Origin of the sequence: Hyphomicrobium sp. 1Nfss2.1 (genome assembly GCF_965243865.1) — a bacterium.
Taxonomy (GTDB): Bacteria; Pseudomonadota; Alphaproteobacteria; order Rhizobiales; family Hyphomicrobiaceae; genus Hyphomicrobium_A.
In genome coordinates this window covers 2,757,870-2,777,759 of sequence record NZ_OZ251603.1, presented here as the reverse complement: position 1 = coordinate 2,777,759, position 19,890 = coordinate 2,757,870, and the positions used below count along the sequence as shown (strand labels likewise).

17 protein-coding genes are annotated in these 19,890 nt (G+C 64.2%); 4 read left to right on the top strand and 13 right to left on the bottom strand.

Annotation, left to right across the window (positions count from 1 at the left end):
* Positions 1 to 21: 21 nt before the first annotated feature.
* The 6 genes from gyrB to rpsT all read right to left on the bottom strand — a co-directional run bounded on the left by gyrB (position 22) and on the right by rpsT (position 8,313).
* Positions 22 to 2,460 (bottom strand): DNA topoisomerase (ATP-hydrolyzing) subunit B, encoded by a 2,439-nt coding sequence (gyrB, locus tag ACP15D_RS13480; RefSeq protein WP_424957967.1) that lies wholly within the window; start codon positions 2,458 to 2,460, stop codon positions 22 to 24.
* A gap of 111 nt (positions 2,461 to 2,571) precedes the next feature.
* Entirely contained in the window at positions 2,572 to 3,747 is a 1,176-nt protein-coding gene (gene recF, locus ACP15D_RS13475) for a DNA replication/repair protein RecF (protein WP_424957966.1), read from the bottom strand.
* Between the two features lie 48 nt (positions 3,748 to 3,795).
* Positions 3,796 to 4,914, bottom strand: a complete 1,119-nt coding sequence (gene dnaN / locus ACP15D_RS13470) for a DNA polymerase III subunit beta (protein ID WP_424957965.1) — start codon at positions 4,912 to 4,914, stop codon at positions 3,796 to 3,798.
* 342 nt (positions 4,915 to 5,256) lie between these two features.
* Complete coding sequence (dnaA, locus tag ACP15D_RS13465) at positions 5,257 to 6,666, bottom strand: chromosomal replication initiator protein DnaA (RefSeq protein WP_424959234.1); 1,410 nt, start codon at positions 6,664 to 6,666, stop codon at positions 5,257 to 5,259.
* Between the two features lie 300 nt (positions 6,667 to 6,966).
* Positions 6,967 to 7,410, bottom strand: coding sequence for a rhodanese-like domain-containing protein (locus ACP15D_RS13460; protein ID WP_424957964.1), 444 nt, complete (start codon positions 7,408 to 7,410; stop codon positions 6,967 to 6,969).
* A gap of 639 nt (positions 7,411 to 8,049) precedes the next feature.
* Positions 8,050 to 8,313 (bottom strand): 30S ribosomal protein S20, encoded by a 264-nt coding sequence (gene rpsT, locus ACP15D_RS13455; RefSeq protein WP_424957963.1) that lies wholly within the window; start codon positions 8,311 to 8,313, stop codon positions 8,050 to 8,052.
* A 243-nt stretch (positions 8,314 to 8,556) separates the two neighbouring features.
* Here rpsT and ACP15D_RS13450 point away from each other — a divergent pair, with 243 nt between their 5' ends.
* The gene (locus ACP15D_RS13450) at positions 8,557 to 9,138 is read left to right on the top strand and encodes a hypothetical protein (protein WP_424957962.1); all 582 of its coding nucleotides are present in this window, start codon (positions 8,557 to 8,559) and stop codon (positions 9,136 to 9,138) included.
* A gap of 33 nt (positions 9,139 to 9,171) precedes the next feature.
* Complete coding sequence (locus ACP15D_RS13445; protein WP_424957961.1) at positions 9,172 to 9,768, top strand: hypothetical protein; 597 nt, start codon at positions 9,172 to 9,174, stop codon at positions 9,766 to 9,768.
* Here ACP15D_RS13445 and mutM read toward each other — a convergent pair.
* A complete protein-coding gene (gene mutM / locus ACP15D_RS13440) occupies positions 9,765 to 10,631 on the bottom strand; it encodes a bifunctional DNA-formamidopyrimidine glycosylase/DNA-(apurinic or apyrimidinic site) lyase (protein ID WP_424957960.1) in 867 nt (288 codons plus the stop codon). The two genes, ACP15D_RS13445 and mutM, sit on opposite strands and share 4 nt — an antisense overlap.
* A gap of 77 nt (positions 10,632 to 10,708) precedes the next feature.
* Here mutM and ubiE point away from each other — a divergent pair, with 77 nt between their 5' ends.
* Complete coding sequence (gene ubiE, locus ACP15D_RS13435; RefSeq protein ID WP_424957959.1) at positions 10,709 to 11,479, top strand: bifunctional demethylmenaquinone methyltransferase/2-methoxy-6-polyprenyl-1,4-benzoquinol methylase UbiE; 771 nt, start codon at positions 10,709 to 10,711, stop codon at positions 11,477 to 11,479.
* A gap of 16 nt (positions 11,480 to 11,495) precedes the next feature.
* Here the strand turns inward: ubiE and ACP15D_RS13430 are convergent, their stop codons facing one another.
* The 4 genes from ACP15D_RS13430 to ACP15D_RS13415 all read right to left on the bottom strand — a co-directional run bounded on the left by ACP15D_RS13430 (position 11,496) and on the right by ACP15D_RS13415 (position 16,531).
* Complete coding sequence (locus ACP15D_RS13430) at positions 11,496 to 13,694, bottom strand: DUF2793 domain-containing protein (protein WP_424957958.1); 2,199 nt, start codon at positions 13,692 to 13,694, stop codon at positions 11,496 to 11,498.
* Positions 13,695 to 13,769: 75 nt separating this feature from the next.
* Complete coding sequence (gene rpe, locus ACP15D_RS13425; protein WP_424957957.1) at positions 13,770 to 14,459, bottom strand: ribulose-phosphate 3-epimerase; 690 nt, start codon at positions 14,457 to 14,459, stop codon at positions 13,770 to 13,772.
* A 124-nt stretch (positions 14,460 to 14,583) separates the two neighbouring features.
* Positions 14,584 to 15,456 carry a phosphoribulokinase gene (locus ACP15D_RS13420; protein WP_424957956.1) on the bottom strand — a complete coding sequence of 291 codons (873 nt, stop codon included), beginning with the start codon at positions 15,454 to 15,456 and terminating at the stop codon, positions 14,584 to 14,586.
* Between the two features lie 34 nt (positions 15,457 to 15,490).
* On the bottom strand, positions 15,491 to 16,531 hold the full coding sequence (locus tag ACP15D_RS13415; protein ID WP_424957955.1) for a class 1 fructose-bisphosphatase: 1,041 nt from the start codon (positions 16,529 to 16,531) through the stop codon (positions 15,491 to 15,493).
* A 289-nt stretch (positions 16,532 to 16,820) separates the two neighbouring features.
* On the opposite strand from ACP15D_RS13415, the gene ACP15D_RS13410 reads away from it, so the two are divergent.
* On the top strand, positions 16,821 to 17,717 hold the full coding sequence (locus tag ACP15D_RS13410; RefSeq protein ID WP_424957954.1) for a hypothetical protein: 897 nt from the start codon (positions 16,821 to 16,823) through the stop codon (positions 17,715 to 17,717).
* Here ACP15D_RS13410 and ACP15D_RS13405 read toward each other — a convergent pair.
* Positions 17,648 to 18,997: a UDP-glucose dehydrogenase family protein gene (locus tag ACP15D_RS13405; RefSeq protein ID WP_424957953.1), complete on the bottom strand. Its 1,350-nt coding sequence runs from the start codon at positions 18,995 to 18,997 to the stop codon at positions 17,648 to 17,650. The genes ACP15D_RS13410 and ACP15D_RS13405 overlap by 70 nt on opposite strands.
* Positions 18,998 to 19,147: 150 nt before the next feature.
* On the bottom strand, positions 19,148 to 19,885 hold the full coding sequence (locus ACP15D_RS13400; RefSeq protein ID WP_424957952.1) for a peptidase: 738 nt from the start codon (positions 19,883 to 19,885) through the stop codon (positions 19,148 to 19,150).
* Positions 19,886 to 19,890 lie beyond the last annotated feature (5 nt).

Below are 19,890 nucleotides of genomic sequence, written 5' to 3'. Positions count from 1 at the left end.
CGCCGACAAGCACCCATCCGACTAGACGTCGAGGTTGGAGACGGACAGGGCGTTGTCCTGAATGAACTCGCGGCGCGGCTCCACGACGTCGCCCATCAGCTTGGAGAAGATCTCGTCGGCCTCGGAGCCTTCGCCGATCTTCACCTGCAGCAGCGTGCGGATGGCGGGATCGAGCGTCGTCTCCCATAGCTGATCGGGGTTCATCTCGCCCAAGCCTTTGTAGCGCTGCAGCGAGAGGCCCTTGCGGCCCGCCTCGTAGATGGCTTCGAGCAGCGTGCGCGGCCCGTAGACGTCGATGTTCTCGGACTTGCGGCGCAGCTTGCCGGGCACCCCATAGACTTCGGAAAGATGCTCTGTGCGCTCGTTGAGGCGGCGCGCATCGAGCGAGCCCAGAAGGGCGAGGTCGAGCGTGTGCGCCTCGGTAACGCCGCGCACCTCACGCTTGAAGTGATAACCGTCGTTGCCGTAGCGGCCTTCCCAGCCCTTCTCCGTCTCTTCGGCGATGTCGTTGAGCCGTTCGGCGATCTTGGTCGCGAGCTCGCTGGCCTTGGCGGCCGACTGGGTGATTTTGGTGTCGAAGGCCCCACCGATCGCAGCCTGCTCGACGACGAGGCGCGAATAGCGCGAATGGAGGCCGTCGATCACCGAGGAGATCCCGCGGGCCAGATCGACGATCTGGCGCAGGTCGCGTCCCGCCCGCTCGCCCTGACCGGTGGAGAGGACAGTGTCCTCCAGGCCGGTCTCGATGAGGTAGTCCTCAAGAGCGCGCTGGTCCTTCAGGTAGGTTTCGGATTTGCCTCGCGCGACTTTGTAGAGCGGCGGCTGAGCGATGTAGACGTGGCCCTTTTCGACCAGCTCGGGCATCTGCCGATAGAAGAAGGTGAGCAGCAGTGTGCGGATGTGGGCGCCGTCGACGTCGGCGTCCGTCATGATGATGATCTTGTGATAGCGCAGCTTTTCGACGTTGAAGTCATCGCGGATGCCGGTGCCGAGCGCACCGATGATGTTGGTGACCTGCTCGGACGAGAGCATCTTGTCGATGCGCGCACGCTCGACGTTGAGGATCTTACCTCGGATCGGCAGCACGGCCTGAAACTCGCGCTTGCGACCCTGCTTGGCGGAGCCGCCTGCCGAGTCACCCTCGACGATGAACAATTCGGTGTTGGTCGCGTCGCGGTCCTGGCATTCGGCGAGACCACCGGGCAGACGCAGGCCGTCGAGCGCGCTTTTGCGGCGCGTCAGCTCGCGGGCTTTGCGCGCGGCCTCGCGGGCAAGAGCTGCCTCGACGATCTTGCCGACGATGGCCTTGGCTTCCTTGGGGTGCTCCTCGAACCAGGCGTTGAGCTGATCGGCGACGACGCTTTCGACGACGGGCTTCACCTCGGACGAGACGAGCTTGTCCTTCGTCTGGCTGGAGAACTTGGGATCGGGCACCTTCACGGAGAGGACGCAAGTGAGGCCTTCGCGCGCGTCCTCGCCTGAGATATCGACCTTCTCCTTCTTGGCGATGCCGCTGTCGACCGCGTACTTGTTGATCACGCGCGTCAGCGCTGCGCGGAAGCCCGCAAGATGGGTGCCGCCGTCGCGTTGCGGGATGTTGTTCGTAAAGAGCAGCACGTTCTCGTGGTAGCTGTCGTTCCACCACATGGCTGCCTCGACGACCACCTTGTCGCGCTCGCCATTGAGCATGATCGGCTCGGGGATGAGCGACTGCTTTGAGCGATCGAGATAGCGTACGAATGCGGCAGTGCCGCCATCGTAGAGCATTTCCTCGCGCTTGATGTCGGCATGACGGGCGTCGGTGAGAACGATCTTGGCGCCAGAATTCAGGAACGCGAGCTCGCGCAGGCGGTGCTCGAGCGTGCCGAAATCGAATTCAGTCTGCGTGAAGGTGTTTGGGCTCGGCAGGAAAGATACTTCGGTGCCGCGCTCGCCATTGCCGTCGCCGACGACCTTGAGCGGGCCGGTGGGTACGCCATCGCGAAATTCGACCAGGTGCTCCTTGCCCTCGCGCCAGATGCGCGCCTTAAGCCAGGTCGAGAGAGCATTGACCACCGAGACGCCGACGCCGTGCAGGCCGCCCGAGACCTTGTACGAGTTCTGGTCGAACTTGCCGCCAGCGTGCAGCTCCGTAAACACGATCTCGGCAGCCGAGCGCTTGGGATCGTGGTCATCGTCATTTTTGATGCCGGTAGGGATGCCGCGGCCATCATCACGCACGGTGCACGAGCCATCCGGATTGAGGGTGACGAGGCACGTCTTGGCGTGGCCAGCGAGGATCTCGTCGACGCCATTGTCGACGACCTCGTAGATCATGTGGTGGAGGCCGGACCCATCGTCGGTGTCGCCGATGTACATGCCGGGGCGCTTGCGGACAGCGTCCAGGCCCTTCAGCATCTTGATCGACTCGGCGCCGTACTCCTCGGCACCCGTGGTTTTCTTCGCGGGCAAAGCGCTCATTTATCGAATTGTCCTAGGGGTCACTCGGGCTGAGACCACGTATAGCACAAAGGCCCGCCGAAAGCACGTTGCCGGCCCGCTCAACCCCAACATAAATAGTAATATTTTCCGCTAGTTAGAAGGCGCTGCGGCACCTTGTTCGGGCGCATTGGCCAAACTTGTCAAAAACCCATCCTCGACACGCCAGAATCGGGCCTTGCCGGCGAGCCAGGAAAAGGCTTCGGCGTCGGTTCCCGTCATCCATGCCTGGGCGCCCAGGCGGATGATTTCCTGGAACAGTGCGGCACGCCGTTCGGCGTCGAGATGGGCCGTTACCTCGTCCAAGAGAAGGATCGGGGCTGCCTCGCGGCGGCGGGCGACAAGCTCGGCGTGGGCGAGCACGAGGCCGATCAGCAGGGCTTTCTGCTCGCCCGTGGAGCAGAGCCGCGCAGGCATGGCCTTGGGGGCGTGCGCGACGAGAAGATCGGAACGGTGCGGGCCGTCCAGAGTGCGGCCGGCGGCGCGGTCGCGCTCGCGCCCCTGGCGCAAGCGCTGCAGGTAGATGTCCTCCACCTCGATGGCCGGCAGGTGCGCAAGGTCCGCCTCCAGCGCGCCCTCCAGCGCCAGGCTGGCGGCAGGGAAGGGCGAAGATGGATCGCGCTCGGTGCGCTCTGCCATGATGGACGCGAGCGCTGCCACAGCTTCTGCGCGCTGCGCGGCGATGGCGACGCCGGTCTCGGCCATCAGCAGCTCAAGGCCCTCAAAGCGGGCACTGTCGCGCACGCCGTCGGCGAGGAGGCGGTTGCGCTGCTGCATGGCGCGCTCGAAGCGCGAGGCGCCAGTGCGGTACTGAGGATCGAAACACAGGATGAGGCGATCGAGGAAGCGGCGGCGATCGGAGCCCGGGCCGGTGAAGAGGCCGTCCATCGCGGGCGTCACCCAGACAACCTCAACGTAGTCGGCAAGGGTGCCCGCGCCCATCGTCTCGCCGTTGATACGCACGATGCGGCCGGCGCGCTCGTTGCCGGCGTTCTCTGCGAGCAGGCCGGTGCCGATGTCGACGGGGCCGGCGTGCGTATGCGTGCGCGCGGCGACGGCCCAGCTGCCATCGCCCGTGCCGCGTGAGATGTCAGGGTAGGAGGCGCGGCGCATGCCCTGGCCCGGCGCCAACAGCGATACGGCTTCGAGCAAGTTCGTCTTGCCCGCGCCGTTTGCGCCGATCAGCACTTGTGGCTCAGGGCCCGCGTCGACGGCGGCCCCGGTATAGTTGCGGAAGTTTGTGAGCGTGAGCCGCTCGACCCAAAGCATGCGTTCGCTAAGCGTTGTGAAGCGCTGCGCCGAGCAATGCAGCCACGGCTACACGCGCATCGGCATGAGCACATAAAGCGCCGTCTCGTCGCCCGGGTCGTTGACCATAGTGGGCGAACCGGGATCGGCGAGCTTGAATGTCGCCCGCTCGCCTTCGAGCTGGCTGGCGATATCGAGCAGATATTTGGCGTTGAAGCCAATCTCAAGGGGCTGGGCCGTGTAATCGACGCTGATCTCCTCGGTGGCGCTGCCGCCCTCGGGGTTGTTGACCGACAGGATGAGCTTGTCGGGCTTGATGTTCAGCTTCACGGCACGGCCGCGCTCGGAGGCGATGGTCGAAACGCGGTCGACGGCGCTCATGAACTCGGCATTGGAGACGGTGAGCGACTTGTCGTTGCCCTGCGGAATGACGCGGCTGTAATCGGGGAAGGTGCCGTCGATCAGTTTCGACGTCAGCGTAACGGAGCCGATCTCGAAGCGCACCTTGGACGGACTGACCGCGATCTTCACCGGCGCGGAGCTATCCTCGATGAGGCGAGTCAGCTCGTGCACGGTCTTGCGCGGAATGATGACGCCGGGCATGCCCTCAGCGCCCTGCGGCAATGGCAGCTCGACCTGAGCCAGACGATGGCCATCGGTCGCAACAGCGCGCAGCGTCGGCGTGCCATCGGACTGAGCGGTGTGGAAATAGATGCCGTTGAGGTAGTAGCGCGTCTCCTCGGTGGAGATGGCGAAGCGCGTCTTGTCGATGAGGCGCTTCAAGTCCTGAGCGGTGAGCTCGAACTCCTGGCCCATGTCGCCCACGCCGATGTCGGGGAAGTCCTCAGCGGGAAGCGTCTGCAGCGCGAAGCGCGCGTGGCCGGCAGTGAGCGTCAGGCGCTCCTTGTCGGATTCCTTGCGAATGTCGACCTCGCTGCCGTCGGGCAGCTTGCGGACGATGTCGTGCAGCATATGCGCGGGCACGGTGACGGCGCCGGGCTGCTGTACGTCGGCGGCGACACCTTCGATGACCTCGCGTTCGAGGTCGGTCGCCTTGAATTCCAAAGTCGATTCCCGTGCGCGGAGCAGCACGTTCGACAAAATAGGGATCGTCGTGCGCCGCTCGACGACGCTGGTCACGTGGCCGAGCGCCCGCAAGAGTTCACCACGTTCGATCACAAGCCGCATGGATGGATCCTCGGCGCCTTCTGTGCAGCCAGTTCAGTTGTCCGAACCACCGCGCCCTCGGTCAGAGGTCGAATGGCGGCCCGTGTTGCGAGATGGGGATGCTCGGCGGGACCAGAGACTGGCGTCTTGTATGGATTCGCCCCCGGCCAACATGCCCCGAGGCGACAGTAACTTTCAAGGGCCGGAGGTCAAACGGCGCGATTTGTCGACCTTTTTGGCCCAACACCGGGTTTTCGGGCCTTCGAACCGGCAAAAGGAGCGGCGCCAAGGACGCCGCCCCTCCCCGCTTAGACCGCCGCACCCGTACCCTCGGCGCGGCGGCCTGTTCCGTGAAGGCCAGCGTTAGTGGCTGAGAAGGCGCTTCAGCTCTTCCAGCTCCTCTTTGAGGCGCGGATTGCCGGCCAATTCGCCCTCGATCTTACGGATCGCGTGCAGGACGGTTGTATGATCACGATTGCCGAAGCGGCGGCCGATCTCGGGCAGAGAGCGGGCGGTGAGCTGCTTGGCGAGGTACATACCGACCTGACGCGGCCAGACGACCGAGCGATGGCGGCGCTGCGAGAGGAGATCACCCTTCGACACGCCGAAGTGGCGCGAGATGATGCGGAGGATGTCCTCGATCTTGATGCGACGGGGCTCGAGGCCCTGCACCAGATCGCGGATCACCGTCTCGGCAACGTCGGGGGTGATTGGCGTGCGCATGTACTGCCACGTGGCGTAGAGCCGGGTGATCGCCCCTTCGAGCTCGCGGCCGCTTTCCGTCAGACGATCGGCAAGCAGCGCGAGGATGTCGCGACCGAGCGCGAAGGAAGGATCGTTCGCCCGCTTCTCGGCGAGGCGCTTCTCCAGGACCTTCTGGCGCAGTTCGTGATCGAGGACGCCGATCTCCGTCACGAGGCCACGCTGCAGGCGCGAGCGCATGCGCTCGTTGAGACGCTCGACGTGGTTGGGTGCACGAGCGGAAGCGACGACCACCTGACGCCCGCCGTCGAGCAGCGAGTTGATGATGTGATCGAACTCCTGCTCGGTGCGCTCACCGTGCATGAACTCAAGATCGTCGATGAGGAGCACGTTGATGCCGCGGAACTTCTCCTTGAAGGCAAGGGGATCCTGGCTGCGCAGTGCCTCGACGAACTGATAACGGAAACGCTCGGCGGTAAGATAGAGCACCTGCGCGTTGGGCGAACGACGCTTCACTTCCCAGGCAATGGCGTGCAGCAAGTGCGTCTTGCCGAGGCCAACGGCCGAGTGGATGTAGAGCGGATTGAAGCCCGGTGTTTCGCTGAGTGCAGTCTCTGCCACCTGCGTCGCGCCGGCGTGCGCCATACGATTGGATGCGCCGACGACGAAGCTGTCGAAGGTGTAACGCGGATCGAGGGGCGAGCCTTCGAAACCACCGACGCTGGTGCGGCCGGCCGGAGCCGGTGCAACGAACATCGGACCGCGCTGGCCGGCGTCTGTCGCTGTGCCATTGCGAGCATTGGAAGCCGGCTCGCTCTGATCGATCGCTTCAGCCTCGGCGCGTGCACCCGGCGCAGTACCGGGCTGACGCAGGACGACCTCAACCTTCTCCGCGCCTTTGAACTCAGCGCGACAGCAAGCGAGGAGATCCTCCGAATAGTGCGACTGAATCCAAGTGCGCAGAAACTTGACCGGCACCGAAAACTTTACAGCGCCGCCCTCGAAGCTCTCGAACTCGAGCGCGTTGAACCAGCTTGTGAAGATGTCGTCTCCGAGCCGTGCGCGCAGCATGGCCCGCACCTTCTGGCCGCGCGGCTCGTCGTTGCTGGTCGTGGTCGTCAGAGCGGAGCTGGAAGCGCCGCCTGAAATGGTGGTTGTCGTACGTTCGTCGAGTCCGCCCTGAGCTGCGCCCGCAAAGCCGCCAGCAACGGAATGATCCGCCTTATGAATCGTCTGCATGTGTGAAACCCCCGCACTTAATCGAACTTTTTCGACCTGCACCTCAAAGTCACCCAGACAAAGATCGACCGACGCCGTCCGCCGCCGCGGTTGCGCAAGAGGTCCAAATCCGGGTCTTCCGTAACGGGTGCGCTAACCTTGCACCCAAGCTAAGCCCGCGGCTTTCCAGCCAGCGGCCTGCCCTCGGTGGCGATCGGCATCGAGAGGCCCCTCGAAACCGTCCGCCACATTACTGCATCGTCGATAGCCAGCATTTGCCAAAGCTTCCGCAGCCAAGCGGCTGCGTGCGCCAGATCGGCAGATGAAGAACAACTCGCTATCTTTTGTAGCGCCCGCCGCATCAAGCGCCTTGGACATCCGATCCGTGAAGCCTGCTTCGCCGCTGCCTTCCGGATACGTCTGCCATTCCACCGTGAGAACCCGCTTGCCGATCGATGAAAGATCGGGGAGCCCCACGAATGTCCATTCCGCCCTGGTCCGCACGTCGATCAGAACGGCACCCGCATCTTCCGCCAGACGAGCCCAGGCCTCTTCCACAGGCACGTCTTCGATGTGGACGACTTCAACCGACTGCACCCTACGTCCTCCAACACGCAGATCCGACCCGAGCTTATCGCCTCAGATCGAACTGCTCACATGCCCGGCATGCGATAGAGGAAACGATCTCCTCCACTTTCCGAGCAACTGCTCAGAAAGATACGCAGAACCGAACATAAGCTACGCTGAAACCAGGGACGCGATACTGTACAAAACCTGGCGATGACGAGCGCCGGAACACTGGATAAATGCAGGCGCCTCGACACCCAGGACCGTAGCTCTTAACTCTGCCTTAAGCAAGCGTAACCGGTGCATGAATGATCGGTTGCAGAGGTGCGCACGAGAGTCCTCAATGCGTGGATATCCTGTGTATTGCACGTAAGAACTGTGGATAGCAGCGCGCGCAAACTCATGATTTTCAAGGCGCGATAGCGAGCGCGCACGACCAGAGAAACTTGTCCTCTGGTACGTCGCTCAATTGTCATTTTGTGTTTGGTTCGCCCGCTCATCAATTCGGGCAAGAAGCGGGCGAGAGGCCCGCGCCGCGCGCGTTGAGCATCGCGGAATCCGTCACTTAGGCCTGTTCAAGACTCGTGTGGTGACGGTGGATGGTGCGGTAGTGCTGTTGCGAACTTACCGCACCGTCATTGGTAGTCCCCGAAGGGAACGGCGTGCGTGTTACGCCATCGCCTTGATGCGTGCGTTGAGGCGCGAAACTTTGCGGCTCGCGGTCTTCTTGTGCATCACGCCCTTCTGAGCGGTGCGCGCAAGCAGCGGGCTCGCTGCACGCAGTGCTTTCGTCGCAGCGTCCTTGTCACCCGACTTGATCGCTTCCTCGACCGAGCGCACGGAAGTACGTGCACGCGTGGTACGCGCCTTGTTGACTTCAGTACGGCGCACCATCTGGCGGGCCGCTTTCTTTGCAGACTTCGTGTTGGCCATATCGTCGTTCCTCTTTAACACCTGCCGTCGCCCGAACGCAGGCGCCACCCCAGGTGTAGCCTTGTCCAAATGCGTCTGCCGCCCGGAGCATAGAGCTTCGAGCGGCGTCAAGTGGCGATCCTATAGACGCGACAAAGTGTAGGGTCAACGGCGCTTCCGGGCCGTTAAGCGTCTCTCAGGCTTGCCAGATCGACGTTCCCCAGGCTCTGTTGTCGCTCCAAGCGGACGCTGTAAGGGGGAACAATGATTTCAGTAGGGCTGTGGGTGGGCGCTCTGGTGGCTGGGACGGCCGCGGTCAGCTATGCCGCGACCCAGGGTTACTGGTTGCAGATGGCCGTCGCTGCCATCACTTGTGCCATCTTCGTTCTGCTCGCTCTCGCCCATCGCGTGCGGCTGGCGCGCTCCGGCGGCTCGGAACCGGCGTTGGCTGGATCTACATCGGCCTGGATGGGCCTCGTGTGGGCGTGGGCCGGGTTGTCGATGCTCGTGACCTACCAGCTCGTGCTGAGCTGGCACGAGTGGTGGCAATACGTCCTCGCTGGCGTCGGTGTCGCGGCGCTTTGCCTCGGCTTTAGCGCCATGATGGCGAAGGACGCGGCGGCCGGGCGCGAGGATCAAGCGCTGCTCAACATCGCGCGCTATCTCACCATCGGCCAGTTCGGGGGCATGATCATCGCGATCATCGGCATGGTCATCGACGGCAAGATGCCGCGCAACCCCGCCGAGCCCGACTGGGCGGCAAACGCTGTGTTCTTCTTCGGAGCGGTTGCGCTGGCGGTCATCAGCGCGAACGCCCTATGGGGGCCTTCGGCGCGTCGGCGCTAGAATTACAAAACAAGTTCGGACGGTGAGGGATCGATGCCGGTGAAACGAATGTTGCCGACACTGCTGCTCGCTGCGGTGTTGAGTGTGATCATCGCCGTGCTCGCAGCGGCGCGGCAATCGCAGCCGATCTTTGCGCTGGCGGCGGCCCTCTACGCGCTGCAGGTGATCATGTTCCTGTTGCGCATCAACGTTCCGCTGTGGCGCCCAGGCGCGGGGGCGGCAGATGCGCGGTGGGCATGGGACAACTCAGTGCTGACCGCGGCAACCTATGGCTGGGGTGCGGCGGTGATGTTCACCGCCTATTCGCTGGGCGGTCTAGTGTGGCGTCACTGGTGGCAGTACGGCGCCGGCATGGCGCTGCTCTGCTTCGCGGCGCTCGCGGCCGCGAGCTACCTGATCGGAACCCGAGCGCCGTTCCGTAGCGGTGCGGGACTTCGGCGCCTGATGCAGCTGACGCTGGCGCTGGTAGCGGCTGTCGTTGTCGCGCTCATTTACCTGATCGCTTCGGGCAAGCTCGCGACGCCCAAGGACGACTGGGCGGCGAACATCGTGTTCCTGACAGGCGGCCTGACGGTGCTCGCGATCTCGGTCGCGTCACTCATCACGTATCGGCGCAGTCACCCGGCTTAGCGCTGGCAGCGAGGGCAGTAGAACGTTGAGCGTCCGCCTTGCACGATGCGGTGCACTGTGCCGCAGCCTTTGTGCCGGCACGGTTTGCCCTCGCGCCCGTACACCCGGAATGAATGCTGGAAGTAGCCCAGCTCGCCGTCGGCCTGGCGGTAGTCGCGCAACGTCGAACCGCCTGCCTTGATGGCGTCTTCCAACACAGCGCGGATAGACGCGACGAGCGCGACCGCGCGCTCATTCGGGCGGCCGGTCTTAGTGGCGATGGTGGCGGCGCCGCGCTCCGGCGAGAGGCCGGCCCGATACAGCGCTTCGCACACGTAGATGTTTCCCAGGCCGGCGATGATGCGCTGATCGGATAGGAACGCCTTGAGGTTCACCTTCCTACCGTACGCCCGCTGCGCGAGGTACTCGGGGGTAAGCTCAGCGCTCAGCGGCTCGACACCCAGATGATGCATCAGCGGATGCTCGGCGAGTTCCTTCTCCGGGATCAGCTTCATGAAGCCGAAGCGGCGCGTGTCGTTGTAGGAAATCGTGGCGCCGTCCTTCATGTGAAAGACGACGTGATCGTGTGCGGCGCGTCCGGGCCCGTCCTTTGCGTTAACCGTTCGGCCCTTGCCGTCGACCGTGAAGCGGCCGGTCATGCCGAGATGCATCAGCAGCACGTCGCCGCCCGACAGGCGGGCCAGAAGGTATTTGCCGCGGCGCTCCAGACTCAGAACCTTGCGGCCGCGCAGACGCTCGGGGAAATCATCGGGCAGGGGGAAACGCAGGTCGGGCCGATGCTGCTCGACGCTGGCAAAGGTATGCCCTTCAAGGGCCGGCAGCAGGCCGCGGCGGACGATCTCGACCTCGGGAAGCTCAGGCATTGGGGGGCATCTGTGTCGCTGGGGGCATGGGCGCGGGAGCATAGCGCCGAGGCTCGGGCTTCGCTATTGTCGCGCGCATGAGCGAGCCATCAGCAGACGACACCAGCAGGACCTTCGGGTTCCGGCGCATCGAAGAGACCGAGCGGCAGGGTCTCGTCAACCGCGTGTTCGCGAGCGTTGCCGAGCGCTACGACCTGATGAACGACCTGATGTCGGGCGGGCTGCACCGGCTTTGGAAGCGCGACCTCATCGGTACGCTCAATCCGCCGCGCGGCGACCAGCCGTTCCATCTGCTCGACGTTGCTGGCGGCACCGGCGACATCAGCCTGCGCTACGCGCGGGCGAGCGGGCCGAACGCTGTGGCGACGCTGTGCGACATCAGCCCGGAGATGATCGCGGTGGGCGAGCGCCGCGTCGCCGATGCGGGGCTGCAGAACCGGATCAGCTTCAAGGAAGGCAATGCGGAAGAGCTCCCCTTCGCGGATCGCTCATTCGATGCCTACACGATCGCGTTTGGCATTCGCAATGTCACGCATATCGACAAGGCGCTGGCCGAAGCCTACCGCGTGTTGAAGATCGGCGGGCGGTTCCTTTGTCTCGAGTTTTCACACGTCGACGTGCCGATCCTCGACCGCCTCTATGACTTCCATTCGTTCGAGGTGATCCCGCGCATCGGCCAGGCTGTCGCAGGCGATGCAGACTCCTACCGCTATCTGGTGGAGAGCATCCGCAAGTTCCCCAACCAGGAGAAGTTCGCGGCACTCATCCGCAATGCGGGCTTCGAGCGTGTCAGCTGCCGCAATCTCACCGGCGGCGTGGCTGCTATCCATTCGGGCTGGAAGCTCTAACCAACGCCGTCTCGCGTTACAGATACTGCCCCCCGGTGGCCGTGCTGCCGGCCGTCCCGCCGGGCAGCGCGCTGGCGCCGCCGCCGAAGGTGTTGACCACCGAATTGCCGCTGATGTCGTAGCGCTTGCCGGTTGCCGATCCGCTGTACGTCATGAGCAGCGACACCACCATCGACAGCGAAGTGGCATAGGCGAACGCTGTCGAGAAGGCAGGCGTGCCGGTCAGCGTCACGGTGCAGTTGACCGCTGATATGTTGGCCCCAGAGACGGATGCGAAGTGCACCCCGGCGCCGCCTGAAATTTTGTAGCTGATCGACGTGAGGTCGATGTTCGAGGCATCCGCCGCGCAATGGTACGTGGCAGCAGAGCCGAACTCGATGGCCCCGGTGACACTGATGCGAGCGCCTTTGCCCGCCGACAGGCACGAACCCGAGGTGGTGGTCTGCAGCTTGAAGCCGGAGACATTGAGGTGCACGCCGTCGCCGGAGGCGGAAATGCAATGGCTGCCGGTGGTCGAGATAACCACGTTGGTGGGTGTCGTGGGATCTCCACGCAGGGTGACCGCGCCCGCGCCGACGAACGTTCCCGCGAGAGAAACACCAGCCGTGTAGGTGCCAGCTCCCACTTGGACGGTGACGTCGTAGATCGAAAGGTCGAGTGTTCCGACGACATCCAGCGCCTTCTGCATCGTGGCGAAGGCACCTCCTGACGTATTGGCCAAGCCGTTGTTGCTGTCCGAACCGTCGGTGCGGACGTAGTAAGTGCGGGCCGCGGTCAACAGCTCGCGCGTAGCGCCGCCACCACCGCCGGTTGGCGCGGCCCACGATCCATCGGCACGCAGAAACTTGCCGCCCGCGGCGTCGCCAGCAATTGGCGCCGGCACCAGGCCTTTGACGCCGCCGCTGCCGCTGTCGCCAGTGAAGGCGGACAGATCGGCGGTGAGCTGGGCCGGCGTGCGGTTGCTCCAGGCGCCGGACTTGCGCTGGAGCACATCGTCGTTCGAGGGCGTCAGGCCGGCAACGGCCGTCAGGTCGCCGTCGAGCGGCTGGAAGGCGGCGTCGACGGCGGACTTGCTGTAGAAATCGGTGCCCGCCTCGAGGTCGAGCTGCGCGCGCATGGCGGCATAGCTCGCTGCGCCGAGCAGCGACTGCACGTTGCTCGAAGCCGCAATGGCGGCGAAGGTGGTGAGGTTGGCGCTGTAGGCCTGGACGTTGGTGCCGATGGCGAGGCCAAGGTTGGTGCGCGCCGTTGCAGCGCTGGCAACGTCAGAGAGATTGCTCGCGGCGGTGAGCTTACCGGCGAGCCCCGCGGCGAGTTCGGCGAGAGTGTCGTAAGCCGAGGACACGCCGTCGCGCACGGCGTCAATGGCGGATGCGACGTAAGTCTTCACCGCCTTTTCGGTCGGCACGTTGGCGTCGCTGTTGGCAGCGAATGTTCCGTCGATCGAGAAGGCTTTGCCGCTGTCCGCGATTGCGTCGCCGCTGGTGCCATTGAAGGTCGCGATGTTGCCGTCGGTCGATGAGCCGGGCCCGCCGACGCCGCCACTGCCGCCAATCGTCGTGTTGGGGAACGACACCACGCCGGTGTCCTTGTCGATGACGATGGCCTCGTTCCAGCTCGTGCCGTCGGCGCTGACCTTGAAGTGGAAGTCGTCGTCGCCGGCGAGGCCCATCTCGGCGCGGCCGGAGAAGCCGGTCTGATACAGCAGGCTTGCGGTGTCGGTGGCGGTCGCCTTGTTGATCTTGAGGCGGTGATCATCGCCATCATGGCTGAGCAACGTCGCGTCGGCGGAGACCGCGAGGCGGTTGGTCGTGTCGGCGTCAGTGTTGATGCCGAGCGTTGCAAAGTCGCCGGAACCGCCGCCGCCACCTTCGCCGGTCGACAGCGCCGTCCACGCGGAGCCGCTAAAGACAACCGCTGCCTCCTCGTCGGCGACCCAGGCGATCCAGCCTTCGCGCGGCAAATAGAACATCCAGGCGCCGTCCTGGTAAGCGGCGACATCACCGGCGTGGTCGGCCCAAGCGCCGGTCGGGCTTGCGGCGACGATATAGCAGGCGCCTTCAGCGGGAGATTCGGGCGGCTCGCTCAGGTCGCGATCGAGCACCGAGAGCTGCACAATCGCATCGAGGGCACGGATGGCCTCGTTGTGGGTGACGTGCTTCTGGGATTGGGCCGCCATGATGTAAGGCAGGCCGAGGTTGGGCGTATCGTCCACGCGATCCTCGCAACTGAAAACTCGTTGCGCGAGGATAGGCGCCGCTTTTCCGTGCGGGGATAAGCGCGGACAGCGTTAAGCGGCGGCCTTGCTGCGGGCTGCATCAGCGGCCGAACGGATGGCCGCGATGTTCGCCGCGTAGGATTCCTGGCTGCCGCCTTTGAAGACGGCGGAGCCCGCAACGAGCACGTTGGCGCCCGCGGCGGCGACAAGCGGCGCGGTCTCCGGGGTGATCCCCCCGTCAATCTCGATGTCGATGGGACGCGAGCCGATCATCGCCTTCACGCGGCGCACCTTGTCGACCATCGCGGGGATGAAGCTCTGACCGCCGAAGCCGGGATTGACCGTCATGATCAAGACGAGGTCGAGACGATCGAGCACATACGCGAGGCAGTCTTCAGGCGTAGCCGGATTGATGGCGACGCCCGCCTTCTTGCCCAGCGCCTTGATGGTCTGCAGGCTGCGGTCGAGGTGTGGGCCGGCCTCCGGATGCACCGTGATGATGTCAGCACCTGCATCGGCGAAGGCTTCGAGGTAGGGGTCAGCCGGCGCGATCATCAGATGCACGTCGAAGATCTTCTTGGAGTGCGGACGCAGCGCCTTGATGATGGGCGGGCCGAAGGTGATGTTGGGCACGAAGTGTCCGTCCATCACATCGAGATGGATCCAGTCAGCGCCTGCGGCTTCGACGGTCGCGACCTCATCGCGCAAGCGGCTGAAGTCGGCCGACAGGATCGACGGAGCGATGGTGACGGTACCGGCCATTTCGTTCGTTCCTCCAGAAGACCGCAAGAGGCGCGGTTTGCCAGATTAGCTAACGTCCGTCAGCCTTTCTAACAACTCGGCAGTTCCGCTTCGAGCCCGGTTCTGTGCAAAAAATGCTGCGTCACTACGCGCGGCGCCGGCGCTCGACGAGCGCCAGGATGTGCGGCGTCAGGATGAGCTGCATGGCGAGGTCGAGCTTACCGCCGGGAATGACGATCGAATTGGCGCGCGACATGAAGCTGTCGGGGATCATCGACAGGAGATACTGGAAGTCGATGCCGCGCGGATCGCGGAACCGGATGATGACCATCGATTCATCGGGCGTCGGAATCCAGCGCGAGATGAATGGGTTCGAGGTGTCTACGGTCGGGACGCGCTGGAAGTTGATGTCGGTCTCGGTGAACTGCGGGCAGATGTAGTTCACGTAGTCGGGCATGCGGGTCAGGATCGCGTCGACGGCTTCGTCGTGGGAATATCCGCGCATCGACTTGTCGCGAATGAGCTTTTGAATCCACTCGAGGTTGATCACAGGCACGACGCCGATTTTGAGATCGGCGTGGCGAGCGATGTTCACTTTCGGCGTGACGACGGCGCCATGCAGGCCTTCGTAGAACAGCAGGTCAGTGCCGCGGGGAAAGTCCTCCCACTCGGTGAAGGTGCCGACCGGCGCTTGAAGCCGCTCCGCATCGTGCTCGTCGTGGACGTAATGCCGGGTCCTGCCGAGGCCGCTTTCGCCGTAGTTGCGGAACACCTCTTCGAGCTCGGCGAGCAGGTTCGCCTCTTCGCCGAAGTGGCTGAAGTGGTTATTGCCGAGGTTGCGCGCCTCGACGATGGCCTGCTCCATCTCGATCCGGCCGTAGCGGTGGAAAGCGTCGCCCTCGATGAAGGCGGCGCTGATGTGCTCGCGGCGGAAAATGTTCTCGAACGTCTGGCGCACCGATGTGGTGCCGGCGCCCGACGATCCCGTGACCGAGATGATGGGATGTTTAGCTGACATGGCCCCGCGATAGTGCCTTATAATTATTGATTAATTAGAACCGGAGGAGGCCCCGGCGGCTGAACAGCGGCGAGCGTTCGCCGCGTACTTGGCGCCCGTCGTGCAATCTTACCACATGCTCGACCTCGTAGCGCGATCCGGCGACGAGCGGGATGCGCTGGTGCAGCGAGCTGGGCCGCACCTCCAGCACGCGCTCGCGGCCGGTCGAGGCGGCGCCGCCAGCCTGCTCGATCACCCACGATATCGGGTTCGCCTCGTAGACCAGGCGCAGGCGGCCGTTGCGGAAGCTGCGGCGCTTGTCGCCCGGATAGAGGTAGATGCCACCGCGCGAGATGATGCGATAAAAATCGGCCACCGGAGAGCCGGTCCAACGCATGTTGAAGTCGCGTCCGCGAGGGCCTTCCTTGCCGCGGCGACAGTCATCGATGTAGGTGCGGACCGGGTCGTCCCAGTGACGCGAATTGGAGTCGTTGATCGCGTACTCGGTGGTGCGTGACGGGATCTCGACCTTGGGGTGCGTCAGCACGAACGTTCCGGTGCGGCGGTCGAGCGTGAAGACCTGTGTGCCGGCACCGACGGTCGAGACGAGCACGGTCTGCGGCCCATAGAGGAAGAAGCCGCCGGCGAGCTGATTGACGCCACATTGCAGGAAGGCGGACGGCTCCTCGTTGTATTCGAGGGCGGGAAGCACCGTGAAAATCGTGCCGATTGAGGCGTTGGCGTCGATGTTGGATGAGCCATCGAGCGGGTCGACGGCGACCAGCAGCGGCTTCTTTTCATCGAGGAGCAACGGGGCGTCCATCTCCTCGGAAGCAATGGCGGCGACGGGTGCATCGCGCAGCACCTCGACGATGCGGTTGTTGGCGAGGAGGTCGATCTCCTTCTGCTCGTCGACGTCGCCGACCTTGCCGGTGCCGCGACCCAGGGGACCGGCAAGGGCGCCCTGGCCGAGAAGCTCAGACAGCTCGATGGCGACCGTCGCGAGGGCGCGCATCGTCGATGCCACGGCGAGCCGCGCTGGCCTGTCGCCGGCCCATCCGGCGAAATAAGCCGCAAGTGTCTGTGGCTGGCCCATTTTCGAGTGTCCCCTCGCCATCCGCTGCTGCGGTTTTTTGGGCCGTTGGCGGCCATTTCATCGATCTATGCCATGCGGACGCGCGCGGATCGAGGGCGCATAGTTTTTTTCCTTACGGCGTTTGAGCTTATCGGGAAGGCATGACGGGGTGGCCGCTTCTGCATCACGACGCGCGACAAAGCGCTTGACCACTACACACCACAAACTACAACCTATAGTTGTTTGTAAATGATGTGTTCGCCTCGCGGCCCAGCTCGCGAATGCGCGCGTTGCCGATGCCGAGGGGGCAATGGCGATCAGCCAACCTGCGGACTCAGAACGATATTACGCGCGCGTCGCGGTTGCCATGCTCGGCGGACGCGTGCTGGCCGTCGCTTGCTTCTACACGGCGGTGCTGAACGTGCTGGCTCTCACCGGACCCGCCTACACGCTGATCTTGTTTGGGTACGTGCTGCCAAGCGGCAGCATGGGCGAACTGATTGCTCTGACCGGCGGCGCCTTCGTGTTGTATGCGCTCAGCGCGTTTGTCGACCTCAGGCGCCAGGTTCGGATGGGGGCGTGTGGCAGGCGGGCCGAGCGGCGTCTGGCGGTTCTCTTCAGTGGGCGCGGCGAGCGCTTCGCTATCGCGCGTGTGCTGCGCGGGCCGGCACCGGCGGCCATTTGCGATGCGCCGTGGCTGCTCGTCTATGTTGCCGGCCTCACCCTGCTGCATCCGCTACTTGGCGGCTTTGCTGTTCTGGCGGGCAGCGCGGTGGCGCTATGCGGCGTGCTTTCACGGCCGATCGGGGAGAGACAGACGCCCGGCGGCTCGCGACGGGAGTTGCATGCCGCGGCTGCACTCAGGGCGCTACGTCCGGCGCTGCAATCGATGACGCTAGGGCTCGGCGGCTATCTGGTGCTTTCCGGCTCATGCGATTGGTCGACAGGGATTGCCGCGGCGATCGTGCTCCCGCGTGTGATAGGACCGATCGAGGTTCTATCGATCAATTGGCGGGACATCGCTGCAGCGCATGCAGCGGCTATACGCTTGGCGCGCTCTAATCATGCTCGCGAAGCGACCTCGCGGGTGCCAGCGGCAAACCGCGAGGTCAAAATCGTGCTGCGGCGGAGCCGCGACTACGCACTGAGCGCCACGCGCGCGGGGACCAGATCGGCCTCGTCCGACTTGCGGCCGACCGCCCAGTAGCGGAAGCCCGCAGCGTGCGCCAATTCTGGCGAATAGACGTTGCGCAGATCGACGAGCACATCGCCGCGCATCTTCGCCTTGGCGGCGGTGAGGTCGAGGCCGCGGAACTCGTTCCATTCGGTGACGGTGACGAGCGCGTCGGCGCCGACAGCCGCCTCTAGCGCGTTATCGCACCACACGACGCCGGGAAGCAGCGGATCAGCCTGTTTGCGGCCCTGCGGATCGACGACGCGCACCGTAGCGCCGCGCTCCTGCAGCATCGGCACGATTACGAGGCTGGGCGCATCGCGCATGTCATCGGTGTTGGGCTTGAAGGTGACGCCGAGGATGGCGATGGTCTTGCCGCGCACGGAGCCGCCAGCGGCGGCCTCGATGCGATGCGCCATCGATATCTTGCGCTCGTCGTTGACGCGCTGCACCTGCTCGATGATCGACACGGGCGACTTGTGCTCGCGCGCGGTGCGAATGAGCGCCGAGACGTCCTTGGGGAAGCAGGATCCGCCATAGCCAGGGCCGGGATGCAGGAACTTGTCGCCGATGCGGCGGTCCTTGCCGATGGCCGAGGCGACCTCCTGCACATTGGCACCAACCTGCTCGCAAAGGTCGGCGACCTCGTTGATAAAGCTGATCTTGAGGGCAAGGAACGCGTTGGCGGCGTATTTCGCCAGCTCGGCGGACTCGCGACCGACGAACACGACCGGCGCGCTGCGCAGCGCGAGCGGCTTATAGAGGCGTGCCATGATCTCTTCGGCGCGGTCATCGTCGGTGCCAACGAGGACGCGATCGGGATGCATGAAGTCGCCGATGGCGGAGCCTTCACGCAGGAACTCAGGATTGGAGCAGACGGCGAACTCGGCGTCGGGGCGCGCTGAGCGCAGGCGGCTTTCGATCTCGCGGCTGGTGCCGACGGGCACAGTGGACTTGGTGACGATGACGGTGAAACCGTTGAGGTGCGGGGCGATCTCATCGACCGCGGCATAGACATAAGAGAGGTCGGCGTAGCCATCGCCGCGGCGCATCGGCGTGCCGACCGCGAGCAGGATAACGTCGGCGTCCTTGGCTGCCACGCCGAGGTTGTCGGAGAACACAAGGCGGCCGGCCTGCATGTTCCGCTGCATCAGATCGTCGAGGCCGGGCTCATAGATGGGCGATTTGCCGGCATTCAGCTCGGCGAGGCGCTTCGGGTCCTTGTCGACGCAAGTGACCGTCCAACCGAACTCTGAAAAACAGGCTGCGGAAACGAGGCCGACGTAACCGGCGCCAACCATGCAGATGTTCATGTTGTCCTCCCCCCAGCTTGGAGCTGTCGGCCAAAGATTTTGAAGCTCCACATGGAGCAAAGCAAATGGCACCGCAAGCCTAGCCGCTGTTAGGCGGCAATTGCGGCGTAATCGCATTTCCTACCGGCCGCCACTGGGCAAATGCGCGCCTTAGACGTCGAATTCCTCGATTTTGGTGAATGCCTCGCGCAAGGCATCGGACCAGGCGTGTGACAGATTCTTGAAATACTCATCGTCCTGGTAGATGCGCTTTTCCCGACGCAGGTCGAGGCTGTCTCGCTCGTAAAGCACAATATCGATCGGCATGCCGACGGAGAGGTTGGAGCGTAGGGTCGAGTCGAAGCTGAGCAAGATCAGCTTGGCAGCCTCGCCGAGGCGCATGGTGGGCTGGGCGACGCGATCAAGAATCGGTTTGCCGTACTTGTGCTCGCCGATCTGGAAGAAGGGCGTTTCGTCCGTCGCCTCGATGAAGTTGCCTTCGGAGTAGATCTGGAACAGCCGCGGGGGCTCATCGCCGATCTGGCCGCCGAGGATGAACGAGCCGGTGAATCCGGTCTTCGTGGCTTCGAGGGCGGGGCCATCGATAGCGCGGATGGCACGCACGGCGTCGCCGATGTGGCGCGCGGCGCGATACATCGAAGGAATGTTGAACAGGTTGACCGCGTCGGGCTCTCTCTCGCTTTCGGCGATCTGCTCGTTGAGCAGGCTGACGACCGACTGCGTCAGAGAAAGATTGCCGGCGGTGAGAAGGACGAGCACGCGCTCACCCGGCTGGCGCCAAGTGTGGACCTTGCGGAACTGAGCGATGTTGTCGACGCCGGCGTTGGTGCGTGTGTCGGCGGCGAATACCAGCCCGCGGTTGAGCCGCAGGGCCACGCAGTAAGTCATCTGTC